The organism is Methylobacterium sp. DB0501 (assembly GCF_011043735.1).
Classification (GTDB): domain Bacteria; phylum Pseudomonadota; class Alphaproteobacteria; order Rhizobiales; family Beijerinckiaceae; genus Methylobacterium; species Methylobacterium alsaeris.
This window is the reverse complement of record NZ_JAAKGV010000021.1, coordinates 116,731-129,274: the sequence shown is the minus strand read 5'-3', so window position 1 is coordinate 129,274 and position 12,544 is coordinate 116,731. Positions and strand designations below refer to the sequence as shown.

General features: G+C 70.6%; 10 protein-coding genes. All 10 read left to right on the top strand.

Translation table 11 applies throughout. The features are described from left to right. The first annotated feature begins 25 nt into the window (after positions 1-25). The 10 genes from G4G93_RS27085 to G4G93_RS27040 all read left to right on the top strand — a co-directional run bounded on the left by G4G93_RS27085 (position 26) and on the right by G4G93_RS27040 (position 12,539). A complete protein-coding gene (locus tag G4G93_RS27085) occupies positions 26-892 on the top strand; it encodes an oxaloacetate decarboxylase (RefSeq protein WP_165088936.1) in 867 nt (288 codons plus the stop codon). Beyond that, positions 889-2,574, top strand: a complete 1,686-nt coding sequence (locus G4G93_RS27080; RefSeq protein ID WP_165088934.1) for a hydantoinase B/oxoprolinase family protein — start codon at positions 889-891, stop codon at positions 2,572-2,574. The genes G4G93_RS27085 and G4G93_RS27080 overlap by 4 nt, the downstream gene beginning before the upstream one ends. Continuing rightward, complete coding sequence (locus G4G93_RS27075) at positions 2,571-4,637, top strand: hydantoinase/oxoprolinase family protein (RefSeq protein ID WP_165088931.1); 2,067 nt, start codon at positions 2,571-2,573, stop codon at positions 4,635-4,637. The genes G4G93_RS27080 and G4G93_RS27075 overlap by 4 nt, the downstream gene beginning before the upstream one ends. Further along, on the top strand, positions 4,634-5,245 hold the full coding sequence (locus tag G4G93_RS27070; protein ID WP_165088929.1) for a cysteine hydrolase family protein: 612 nt from the start codon (positions 4,634-4,636) through the stop codon (positions 5,243-5,245). Before G4G93_RS27075 ends, G4G93_RS27070 begins: the two co-directional genes overlap by 4 nt. Continuing rightward, positions 5,242-6,636 carry an FAD-dependent oxidoreductase gene (locus G4G93_RS27065; protein WP_165088926.1) on the top strand — a complete coding sequence of 465 codons (1,395 nt, stop codon included), beginning with the start codon at positions 5,242-5,244 and terminating at the stop codon, positions 6,634-6,636. The genes G4G93_RS27070 and G4G93_RS27065 overlap by 4 nt, the downstream gene beginning before the upstream one ends. A 270-nt stretch (positions 6,637-6,906) precedes the next feature. Then, a complete protein-coding gene (leuC, locus tag G4G93_RS27060) occupies positions 6,907-8,313 on the top strand; it encodes a 3-isopropylmalate dehydratase large subunit (RefSeq protein WP_165088923.1) in 1,407 nt (468 codons plus the stop codon). Between the two features lie 2 nt (positions 8,314-8,315). Next, on the top strand, positions 8,316-8,924 hold the full coding sequence (gene leuD / locus G4G93_RS27055) for a 3-isopropylmalate dehydratase small subunit (RefSeq protein ID WP_165088920.1): 609 nt from the start codon (positions 8,316-8,318) through the stop codon (positions 8,922-8,924). A 153-nt stretch (positions 8,925-9,077) separates the two neighbouring features. Beyond that, a complete protein-coding gene (locus G4G93_RS27050) occupies positions 9,078-10,343 on the top strand; it encodes an ABC transporter substrate-binding protein (RefSeq protein WP_165088917.1) in 1,266 nt (421 codons plus the stop codon). Between the two features lie 348 nt (positions 10,344-10,691). Next, positions 10,692-11,567 carry a branched-chain amino acid ABC transporter permease gene (locus G4G93_RS27045; RefSeq protein ID WP_165088914.1) on the top strand — a complete coding sequence of 292 codons (876 nt, stop codon included), beginning with the start codon at positions 10,692-10,694 and terminating at the stop codon, positions 11,565-11,567. Positions 11,568-11,600: 33 nt separating this feature from the next. Beyond that, positions 11,601-12,539, top strand: coding sequence for a branched-chain amino acid ABC transporter permease (locus G4G93_RS27040; RefSeq protein ID WP_165088911.1), 939 nt, complete (start codon positions 11,601-11,603; stop codon positions 12,537-12,539). Positions 12,540-12,544 lie beyond the last annotated feature (5 nt).

The following is a 12,544-nucleotide window of genomic DNA, read 5'->3' as shown; positions in this document are numbered from 1 at the left end:
AACCGAACGAGGAACACCCCGCGTCATGTCCCTGAAATCCCGTCTCGCCGAGGACCGCGTCCTCGTCGCACCGGGCGTCTACGACGCCCTCACGGCCTCCCTCGCCACGGATGCGGGCTTCGAGGCCCTGTACCTCTCGGGTGCGGCCATCGCCTATACCCGTCTCGGGCGGCCCGATATCGGCCTCGTCTCGATGAGCGAGGTCGCCGAGACCGTGACCCTGGTGCGCGACCGGGTGGCGACGCCGCTCGTGGTCGATGCCGATAACGGCTACGGCAACGCGCTGAACGTCGAGCGCACCGTGCGGCTGTTCGAGCGGGCCGGCGCCAGCGCGATCCAGCTCGAGGACCAGAGCTACCCGAAGCGCTGCGGCCACCTCCAGGACAAGACGCTGATCGGCAAGGAGGAAATGGTCGGGAAGGTCCGGGCGGCGCTCGACGCGCGCCGCAGCGCCGAGACCCTGATCGTCGCCCGCACCGATGCGGTGGCGGTCGAGGGCTTCGAGCGCGCCATCGAGCGGGCCCAGGCCTATGCGGAAGCCGGCGCCGACGTGCTGTTCGTCGAGGCGCCGCGCTCGGCCAACCAGCTCGCCGAGGTGACGAAGGCACTCGGCACCACCCGGCCCCTTCTCGCCAACATGGTCGAAGGCGGCGACACGCCGCTGGCCTCCGCCGCCGATCTCGGGGCGCTGGGCTTCCGCCTGGTGATCTTCCCCGGCGGCATCGTCCGGGCCCTCGCCCGCACCGCCCAGGCCTATTACGGCTCGCTCGCCAAGGCCGGCACCAACACCCCGTTCGCCGACCGGATGTTCGATTTCGGCGAACTCAACGCGCTCATCGGCACGCCCGAGATGCTCGCCCGCGGCCGCGCTTACGAGGGAGCGGGACAATGACCCCGATCGATCCCGTCACCCTGGCGGTGCTGAAGGGCCGCCTGGAGCAGATCGCCGACGAGATGGACGCGACGCTCTACCGCTCGGCCTTCAACCCGATCATCGCGGAGGCCCGCGACGCCTGCCACGGCCTCTACCACGCGACCACCGGCGACACCCTGGTCCAGGGCACCAAGGGCCTGCCGATCTTCGTCGGCGCCATGGCCTTCGCGGTGAAGGCGGTGATCGCCAAGGTCGAGCGCGAAGGAGGCCTCGAGCCCGGCGACACGTTCCTGTTCAACGATCCCTACAGCGGCGGCACCCATCTCAACGACTTCCGGCTCGTCCGCCCGGTTTTTCGCGACGGCAAGCTCTTCTGCTGGCTCGCCTCGGTCGGCCACTGGCTCGATATCGGCGGCAACGTGCCGGGCGGCTACAACCCGAAGGCCACGGAGAGCTTCCAGGAGGGCGTGCGCTTCCCACCCGTGAAGCTGTTCTCCGCCGGGCGCCTGAACCAGGACCTCGTCGACATCCTGGCGGCCAATACCCGGGTGCCGACCTCGAACTGGGGCGACCTCAACGGCCAGCTCAACGCCCTCGACCTCGGCGAGCGCCGCTTCACCGCCCTCCTCGACGAGTACGGCGACGCCACGGTGGATGCCGCCTTCGCGGCCTTCTCCGACCGGGCCGAGGCGCTGATGCGCGCCGCGATCCGGGCGCTTCCCGACGGGACCTACGGCTTCTCGGACGTGCTCGACAACGACGGCATCGTCGACGAGCCGCTGACCATCGCCCTCGACCTGACGATCGAGGGCGACAGCATGGTCCTCGACTTCTCGCGCTCGTCGGCTCCCGCGCAAGGGCCGATCAACATCTCGTACGCCACCACCGTCGCCGCCTGCTACGTGGCGCTGAAGCACATCTTCACCGAGGTGCCGGCCAATGCCGGCTGCCTGCGGCCGATCACCTTCACGGTGCCGGAGACGACCTTGCTCGGGGCCGGTGCGCCGAAGCCGATGGCGGGCTACACCGAGACGATCCTGCGGCTGATCGGCGTGGTTCTGGGCGCCCTGGCCGAAGCCGATCCGGAGCGGGCCACCGCCGCGCCGTTCGGCACCATCAACGCGCTCTCGCTCGCCGGCCACCGGGCGGACGGCTCGCGCTGGGTGATGTTCTCGTTCTTCGGCGGCGGCCTCGGGGGCAACCCCGAGACCGACGGCCTCAGCCACGCCAACAACCCGATCTCGACCGCGACGATCCCGCCGGTCGAGATCCTGGAGGCGGCCTATCCGGTGGTCTTCACCCAGTGGGCCTTGCGCCCCGACAGCGCCGGGGCGGGCGCCCATCGTGGGGGCTTGGGCGCCGTCTACGAGATCGAGACCCTGACCGATGCCGACGTGTTCCTGCTCGGCGAGCGCGGCAAGGTGGCGCCGTTCGGCGTCAAGGGCGGGCACTCGGCGGCGCTGAACCGCTTCGCCTGGCAGGCGCCGGAAGGCTGGGCGAGCCCGCCGATGGTCTCGAAGGTCACCGACGTGCGGATCAGGGCCGGCGAGCGGGTGCGGCTCGAGACCCCCGGTGGCGGCGGCTTCGGCCACCCGGCCGAACGCGACCGTGAGGCCCTGCAACGCGACCTGCGCCTCGGCTACGTGAGCCGAGAGGCCGCCGCCCGCGACTACGACCTGACGACCGGAGACGAGCAATGACCCCCCGTGCCATCGTCGGCGTCGATGTCGGCGGCACCTTCACCGACCTGTTCTATTACGACGAGGCCGCCGGCCGCTTCCAGACCGGCAAGGTCCCGTCGAACCGCGGCGACGAGGCGGTCGGCTTCCTCGCCGGCCTGAAGGGCTTCGGCCCGGTCGCCGGGCTCGCCTCGATCGTCCACGGCACGACGGTGGGCACCAACGCGCTGCTGGAGCGCAAGGGCGCCCGGATCGGCCTCATCACCACGCGCGGATTCCGCGACGTGCTGGAGATGCGCCGCCGCGACCGGCGCCATACTTGGGGCCTGTGGGGCGACTTCGTCCCCGTCGTCGATCGCGACCTCCGCCTGGAGGTCGACGAGCGGACGCTCGCCGACGGCACGATCCGGCAGGCGGTCGATCCGGCCCAGGTGGCGGAGGCCGCCCGCGCGCTTCTCGCCGACGGCGCCGAGGCCCTGGCGATCTGCTTCGTCAACGCCTACGCCAACCCGGAGAACGAGCGGGTCGCCCTCGAAGCGGCGAGTGCCGTGTGGCCGAACGCCAATGTCGAGCGGTCCTCGGGCATCCTGCCGGAGATCCGCGAGTTCGAGCGCACCTCGACCACGGTGCTCAACGCCTATCTCCAGCCGGTGGTCGGCAGCTATCTCGGCAAGCTCGACCGGGCGCTGGATTCCGAAGGTTTTTCCGGCCGCTTCCACATCGTCCAGTCCAACGGCGGCGTGATGTCCACCGCCACCGCCCGGCGTCTTCCCGTCCGCACCGCCCTCTCGGGGCCCGCGGCCGGCGTGATCGCGGCGGCGGCCATCGCCAAGGAGGCCGGCTTCCCGAACGTGATCACGGGCGATCTCGGCGGCACCTCCTTCGACGTGTCGCTGGTGGTCGAGGGCGAGACGGCCCTGGCGGCCCAGACCACGATCGATTTCGGCCTCGTCATCCGCACGCCGATGATCGAGATCAGCACGATCGGGGCCGGCGGCGGCTCGATCGCCCATGTCGATGCCGGCGGCCTGCTCCAGGTCGGGCCGGAAAGCGCCGGCTCGCGGCCGGGCCCGGTCTGCTACGGCCAGGGCAATACCCGCCCGACGCTGACCGACGCCAACGTGGTCTTGGGGCGCATCAACGCCGAGCGGCCGATCGGCGGGGCGTTGAAGCGTCTCGACGTCGAGGCGGCGAAGGCGGCGATCCACGAGCACGTCGCCGCGCCGCTCGGCCTCGACGTGATGGCGGCGGCGGAAGCGATCGTGCGGGTCGCCGACGGCAAGATGGCCGGCGCGATCCGCCTCGTCTCGATCGAGCGCGGCCACGACCCGCAAAAGTTCGCGGCGGTGCCGTTCGGCGGCGGCGGGGCCTTGCATGTCGGCGCACTCATCAAGGATGTGGGCCTGCGCGGCGCCCTGGTGCCGCGCTATCCGGGCGTCACCTCGGCGCTGGGCTGCGTCATCGCCGATATCCGGCACGATCAGGTCCAGACCCTCAACCTGTCGCTGGCGAACCTCGATGCCGCCGCCCTCGACCGGCGCATGGTGGCGGAAGCGCAGGCCGCCCGCGAGGTCGTCGAGGCCGCCGGCCTCACGGTCTCGCGCATCGACACGGTGTTCGAGCTCGACATGCACTATGTCGGCCAGACCCACACCGTCGCGGTGGCCCTGCCGGTGACCGTCGAAAACGGCACCACCGGCGTGACCACGGCGATCATCCAGGCGGCGTTCGAGGCGGCCTACCGCACCTCGTTCAGCCGCCTGCTGCCGGGCCTCGGCACCCGGATCGTCAACCTGCGCACCGCGGCGATCGGGCGGCGGCCGCATTTCGACCTCGCCGCCCTGGCGCCCGGTGCCGATGCCTCGCTGGACTCTGCCCGCCTCGGCAGCCGGCCGGTCTGGTTTTCCGGCGCCTGGCACGAGGCGGCGGTCTATGCCCGCCTGGCCCTCCCCGTCGGCGCCGAGATCCCGGGACCGGCGATCCTGGAGCAGCCGGACGCGACCACCGTGGTCGATCCCGACCTGACGGCCCGGGTCGACCGGCTCGGCAACGTCGTGGTCACCCGCACGGGAGAGCCCGCATGAGCCACGGTCCGATCCCGATGGAGCGCACGGCGCTCCTGATCTGCGACCTGCAGAACGACTTCCTTCACCCGGACGGCGCCTACGGCCGGGCGGGGCAGACCGCGCCCGAGATCGCCGCTGTGCCGGCGACGGTGCGGCCCCTCGCCGGACTGATCCGGCAACGGGGTGGGTTCATCGTCTCGACCCACTTCACCCTGGTGCCCGGCAAGGGCGGCGAGCCGATGATCTCGCCCCACCTGCGCGAGCTGCGGCCGTTCCTCAGGAAGGGCGACTTCCTGCCCGGCGCCTGGGGCCATGCCCTCGTGGACGAACTCCAGCCCGCCGACCTCACGGTCGAGAAGGTCGCCTATTCGGCCTTCTACATGACCCGGCTCGAATGGGTGCTGCGCAAGGCCGGGATCGAGCGGCTGATCGTGTCGGGCATCGTCACCAATGGCGGCGTCGCCTCGACGGTGCGCGACGCCCATGTCCGCGACTTCTCGGTCACGGTTTTGTCGGATGCCTGCGCGGCCTTCACGCCGGCGGTCCACCAGACCGCGATCGACGCCCTCAAGCCGGTCTGCCGGGTGGCGACGGTCGCGGAGATCCTGACGGAGCTGTCCGCATGAAAGTCGAGCCCGCGGAAGGGACCACCTTCGACATCGACGTTCCCGTGGCGGTGATCGGCGCCGGGGCGGCCGGGCTGGTGGCGGCGCTCGCCGCCCACGAGGCCGGCGCCGAGGTGCTGGTGATCGAGCGCGATCCCGTGCCCCGCGGATCCACCGCCCTCTCGGCCGGGCTGGTCCCGGCCCCCGGCACGCGCTGGCAGCGCGAGGCGGGCCTCGAGGACAGCCCGGAGCTGTTCTCCGCCGACATCATGGCGAAGGCGAAGAACGAGCCCGATCCGGCCCTCGTGGCACGCCTCGCCGGAAGCGTGGGTCCGGCCCTCGAATGGCTTAGCCACCGGCACGGCCTGCCCTTCTCGGTCATCACCGATTTCCGCTATCCGGGCCACTCGGCGAACCGCATGCACGGCTTGCCGAGCCGGTCGGGCGAGGAACTGGTCGACCGGCTTGCCCGGGCGGTCGAGGAGACCGGCATCCCGATCCTGTGCGATGCCACGGTCGACACGCTCTACCGGGACGGCGACGCGATCCGGGGCCTCGGCCTCGTGCGCCCCGACGGCTCGCGCGAGCGCGTCGCCTGCCGCGCCCTGGTCCTCGCCTGCAACGGCTACGGCGGTAACAAGGCCCTGGTGGCGCAGCACGTGCCGGACCTCGCCGGCGCGCTCTATTTCGGCCACGAGGGCAACCAGGGCGACGCGCTGCTCTGGGGCGAGGCCCTGGGCGCCGCCACCCGCCACCTCTCGGGCCACCAGGGCCACGGCTCCGTGGCGCATCCGCACGGCATCCTGATCACCTGGGCCACGGTCACCGAGGGCGGGTTCCAGGTCAACGCGGAGGGGCGCCGCTTCTCGAACGAGAGCAAGGGCTATTCCGAGCAGGCGGCGGAGGTTTTGCGCCAGCCCGGCGGCAGCGTCGTCACGGTGTTCGACGCGCGCATCGCCGGGATCGCCCGCCAGTTCGAGGACTTTCGGAGAGCCGAGAGCGCCGGGGCGATCGTCGAGGCGGAGACCATCGCCGAACTGGCGGCGCGGCTGCACCTGCCGGAGGCGGCGCTCGTTGGGACGCTGGCGGAGGTCGAGGCGCTGAAAGCCGCGGGTGGGCGGGACGCCTTCGGGCGCTCGTTCGCGGGCGTGCCGGCGCTGACCGCGCCCTACCGGGCGGTGCGGGTGACCGGGGCGTTGTTCCACACGCAGGGCGGGCTCGTGGTCGACGACGACGCGCGGGTGCTGAAGACGGACGGCAGGCCGATCCCGAACCTGTTCGCGGCGGGCGGCGCCGCCTGCGGCGTCTCGGGGACCGGGCCCGGGGGGTACCTCTCGGGCAACGGGCTCCTGGCGGCGGTCGCGCTCGGGCGCATCGCCGGGCAGGCGGCGGGGGCGATGGGAGCTGGATAGCAGGTGACCGCGAGTCGCGGCCTCGCACTCGACCAGTCCGGCGCGGGTTATCCCCCTCTCCCCGCGGGCGGGGAGAGGAGAAACCCGCATCGTCTCATGGTCCCGGACAGACCTGCCATGTAGGACCGGGAGGAAGTTTTTCGCCTGGAAATAGAATTTCCAACAGCGATGCGAACGCTTTCTCTCCCGTTTCGCTGAAACGCCAAAACCGGATCGCAACCATCCCTCATCTCCCATTCCCAATCCAATGAACAAGACGGAGGACGCCCGATGACCCCGCAACCCCGCACCCTCCTCGACAAGGTCTGGGACGCCCACGTCATGGCGACCCGTCCCGACGGGCAGGCGCTCCTCGCCATCGACCGGCACCTGCTGCACGAGGGCTCGTTCCACGCCTTCGGCATGCTCGACCATGCCGGCCGCCCGATCCGCCGCCCGGACCTGACCTTCGCTGTCGCCGACCACTACGTCCCGTCCCGCGACCGCCAGGGGCCGATCCCGGACCCCGAGATCGCCAACATGGTCTCGACGCTGGCCCGGAATGCCGGCCGGCACGGCATCCGGCATTTCGGCCTCGATGATCGTGCGCAGGGCATCGTCCACGTGCTCGCACCGGAGCAGGGCCTGACGCTGCCGGGCCTCACCATCGTCTGCGGTGACTCCCATACCTCCACCCACGGCGCCTTCGGGGCGCTCGGCTTCGGCATCGGCGCCACGGAAGTCGCCCACGTGCTGGCCACGCAGGCCCTGTGGCAGCGCCGGCCCAAGACCCTCCGGGTCGGCATCGACGGCGTGCTCGACCCCCACGTCACCGCCAAGGACGTGATCCTGGCGATCATCGCCGTCATCGGTGCCGGCGGCGCGGTCGGGCACGTGCTCGAATATGCCGGCAGCGCCATCCGCGGCCTGTCGATGGAAGGGCGTCTCACCATCTGCAACATGTCGATCGAGGCCGGCGCCCGGGCCGGAATGATCGCCCCCGACGACACCACCTTCGCCTTCCTCGAAGGCCGGCCCTACGCGCCGGCGGGCGCCATGTTCGACGAGGCGGTGGCGGCCTGGCGGCAACTCCCCAGCGACGCGGGCGCCCGGTTCGACCGCGAGGTGACGCTCGACGCGAGCGCCATCGCCCCCACCGTGACCTGGGGCACCAGCCCCGAGACGGCGCTCCCCGTCACCGAAAGGGTGCCGGATCCGGGCGCGGAATCCGATCCCACCAAGGCCGGGCAGATGCGGGCGATGCTCGACTATATGGGCCTCACCCCCGGCATGCCGCTCGAATCGGTCGCGATCGACCGGGTGTTCATCGGCTCCTGCACCAATTCGCGCATCGAGGACCTGCGCGCCGCGGCAGGCGTGCTGCGCGGCCAGAAGGCCCTGGTGCCCGGCCTCGTCGTGCCCGGCTCCGGCCCGGTGCGGCGCCAGGCCGAATCGGAAGGGCTCGACCAGGTGTTTCGCGAGGCCGGCCTCGAATGGGGCGAGCCGGGCTGCTCGATGTGCGTCGGCATCAACGGCGACCTCGTGCCGGCGGGCGAGCGCTGCGCCTCGACCACCAACCGCAACTTCCCGGGCCGCCAGGGCCCGAATGCCCGCACCCACCTGATGAGCCCGGCCATGGCCGCCGCCGCCGCCGTCACCGGCCGCCTCACCGACATCCGCCGGCTCGGGAGCCGCTGACCATGCAGCCCTTCACCACCCTCCAGGCCGTCGCGGTGCCGCTGGCGGTCGCCAACATCGACACCGACCAGATCCTGCCGGCCCGCTTCCTCAAGAAGCCGCGCAGCGCCGGCTACGGCAACTTCCTGTTCCACGACGAGCGCCGGCGCAGCGAGGCGGTGCCCCTCGACGAACCGGCCTATGCCGGGGCCGGCATCCTGGTGACGGACCGCAATTTCGGCTGCGGCTCCTCGCGGGAGGGCGCCGTCTACGCCCTGGTCGATGGCGGCATCCGCTGCGTGATCGCCCCGAGCTTCGGCGACATCTTCGCGTCGAACGCGGCCAAGAACGGGCTCCTCACCGTGACCCTGCCCGAGGAGGCGGTGGCGGCCTTGCGCACCCGCCTCGCGGCCGAGCCCGGCGCCGCCGTGACGGTCGACCTGCCCGCCCAGACCGTGACCGACCCGGACGGCGCGGCGGTCCCGTTCGAGATCGACCCGTTCAAGAAGCGCTGCCTCGTCGAGGGGCTCGACGACGTGGCCCTGACCCTCGAACATGCCGACGCCATCGCGGCCTACGAGGCAAGGGCGGCGGCGGAGACGCCGTGGCGGGTGCCGGCGACCGTCGGGTGACCGGGATGGTCCGCAGCCATGCGCTCACGCGATGGCTCGCGGGTCCATCGTTCAAGCCTGCGATCAGCATCTTGTGATCGATCCCACTGCCGTTACACTCTCCCTCCGAGCCGCGACGCCATCAATCAAACAGCGGCCGGAAGAGGGAACGTCATGCTGGAATGCGCACCCGTCGCCAGGCGGCGGCTCGTCCGCGCGTTGCTTGGTTCGACCATCCTGTTGGCCGCCAACGCCTCGCTCTCAACCGTTCAGGCCGCCGACCCGATCCGCATCGCGGTGATCGCGGAGGCGCAGGCGATCGCCGGGGCCTCGATCCCCCAGGCGGCGCAACTCGCCGCCGACGAGATCAACGCCAAGGGCGGGATGGACGGGCGCAAGATCGAGATCATCACCTACGACAACAAGAGCTCGGCCGCCGACTCGGTCCGCGCCTTCCAGCGCGCGGCGAGCGAGGACAAGGCGCACGTCGTCATCGCCAGCTACATCAGCGAAGTGGTGCTGGCGCTCCAGCCCTGGTCGGCCCGGCTCAAGCTGCCCTTCATCACGCCGGGTGCGGCCTCGAACGAGATCCCGCTCAACGTCCACAAGGACTATGCCCGCAACAAGTATTCCTTCCACGGCTACCTGACCTCGAAGGCTCAGTCGCAAGCGGTCTGCGACGCCGCCAAGGCGATCCTGGTCGAGGGGCGGCAGATGAAGACCGCCGTCATCATGAGCGAGGACGCGGCGTGGACGAAGCCCCTCGACGAGGGCTACAAGGACTGCTTGCCGAAGGTCGGGCTGAAGGTGCTCGACCATATCCGGTTCTCGCCGAGCACGACCGACTTCAACCCGATCTTCAGCCGCATCGAGGGCGCCAAGCCCGACGTGATCGTCACCGGCATCTCGCATGTCGGCGTGCAGCCGACGGTGCAGTGGCGCAGCCAGCAGGTGCCGATCCCGATGGTCGGCATCGCCTCGCAGGCGACGAACTCCACCTTCTGGAAGGAGACGAACGGCGCCACCGAGGGCGTGCTGTTCGAGATGTTCGCAGCCCCCGGCACCAACGTCACGCCGAAGACCGCGCCCTTCGCGGAAGCGTTCAAGGCCAAGTACGGCAGCTATCCGGGCTATGCCGGCTACACGGCCTATGACGAGGTCTACTACATCGCCGACGCGGTGAAGCGGGCGGGCTCCACCGATCCCGACAAGCTCGTCGACGCGCTGGAGAAGACCGACTGGGAGGGCACCCTCGGGCGCATCCAGTTCTACGGCAAGGACGACGAGTTCACCCACTCGATCAAGTACGGCCCGGGCCTCGTCTCCGGCATGATGATGCAGTGGCAGGACGGCAAGCAGCTGGCGGTCTGGCCCTCGACCGTCGCCAACGGGACGATGACCTTCCCGAGTTTCGTCAAGGCCGGGACGGCGGCGAACTGAGGTTGATCCCGCGAGTGCGGGATCGTCTCACCACCTGACCTTGCAGTTTGGCGCACCGGGTTGCGCGCTTCTCCCCTCTCCCCGCGGGCGGGGAGAGGGCTTCGATGACCTTGTCGTCATCGAAGCGAGGCGGCAGCCGAGGGTGAGGGGGTGTTGACGAATGAGACTCCTCCGAAAACACCCCCTCACCCTCGCGCTACGGGCTTGCCGAGCCCTCTGAACGGGGGCTCGGCCCTCTTCCCGCCCGCGGGGAGAGGGGAAGACCCGCGCTTCATCCGGCGATGTGTGGATGCGTCAGCCCGCTCGGGAGTGGCGCGCCTCGCCCCCTCCTCACTCCCCGCGAGCGACATGACCGCGATCCAGATCCTCATCGACGGCTTCGCCATCTCGGCGCTCTACGCGCTCGGCGCCACCGGCTTCACCCTCATCTTCGGCGTCTCGGGCGTGCTCAACCTCTCGCACGGGGCGCTGATGGTCACCGCCGCGGTGGTCGCCTGGGCGGCATCGAGCGAGTTCGGCCTCGGCTCCTATGCCGGCGCCGCTGCGGGCGTCGCGGTCTGCACGCTCCTCACGCTCGCCACCTATGGCGTCGTGGTCCGCCCGATCGACAAGTCCCGGGCGATCCCGCCGGAAGAGAAGGAGATCTTCATCCTCACCGGCACGCTGCTCTGGGGCATCATGATCCAGGAATTCATCGCCTACCTGTTCACCAGCAACGCCAAGACGGTGATGCCGATCGTCGAGGGCGTGGTCACCATCGCGGGCGTGCGCACGCCGTGGAACCAGGTCTTCACCGCCGTGGTGTGCTGGGCAACGATCGGGCTGCTCTGGCTCCTGGTCAACCGCACCCGCACCGGCAAGGTGCTGCTCGCGGCGTCCATGAACCCCCGCGGCGTCACGCTGCTCGGCTTCGAGCTGTCGAAGATCTACGTGGCGATCTGGATCATCTACGGCGTGCTCGCCGGCATCGCCGGCGTCCTGCTCGGCCAGTTCCTCGGCGTGTCGAGCTACAGCGTCGGCCCGCTCACCGCCAGCGCCTTCTCGATTGTGGTGCTGGGGGGCCTGGGCAGCGTCTCGGGCTCGCTGATCGCGGCCTACGTCGTCGGCTACCTCGAGACGCTCACCGCCTACCTCGTCTCCCCGGCCTACCGGACCATCCCCGCGCTGCTGCTGCTCGTCGCCGTGATGTATGTCCGCCCGCAGGGCCTGCTCGGGCGCCGCTGACGCCTGGCCGCACTCTTGTCCAATAGAGGCCCCATGCTCGCCAAGACCTTCCGCAATCCGCTGTTCTGGCTCTGCCTGATCGGCCTCGCGCTCGCCAGCGTGCTGCCGCTCTGGGTCTCGGGCTACATCCTCGGGCTCCTCACCGTCGCCTATTACTTCGGCGTGTTCTCGATGGCCTGGGACCTGCTGTTCGGCTTTGCCGGCGAGGTCAATTTCGGGCCGACCTTCCTGATCGGCTTAGGGGCCTACACCGCCGGCATCCTCAACGGCCACGGCGTCGGCATCCCGCTCTGCCTGCTCGCCGGCACCGTCGCGGCGGTGATCGGCGGCCTCGTCCTGGCGCTTCCCGCCTTGCGGGTGCGGGGCCCGTATTTCGGTCTCACCACCGTCGTGGCGGTGCTGATCCTGCAGAACCTGATCGTCGTCTTCGCCGACACCACCGGCGGCGAGATCGGTCTGACGGTGCCCGACGTCATCAGCATCGACGCCGCGACCAATTACTGGATCGCGCTGGGCTTCATGGGGGTGAGCGGGCTCATCCTCTACGCCATCGCGGTCTCGCCGGTCGGCCTGATCCTCCAGGCGAGCGGGCAGGACCCGGTCGAGGCCGGCGCGCTCGGCTTCAACGTCGCCAAGCACAAGCTCGCGGCGTTCTGCGTCAGCGCGGTCTTCTCGGGCCTCGCGGGCGCGCTGTTCGTCTTCTACATGGGCACCGCCTCGGTCGGCACGCTGGTCGACGTCTCGGTCGGCGTCCAGGTCATCATCGGGGCGGTGCTCGGCGGGCGGCGCACCATCGTCGGCGGCGTGCTCGGCGCGGTATTCCTGATCGCCGCCGGCGAGCTGCTGCGGCCCCTCGGCTCGCTCTCGACCTTCGTGGTCTCGGCCGCGGCGCTCGCCGTGATCCTGTTCGTGCCGTCGGGCCTCCTCGGGATCCTCACCCGTCAGGGTCACCGAGACGGGCAGCGCGCCTGATGCCC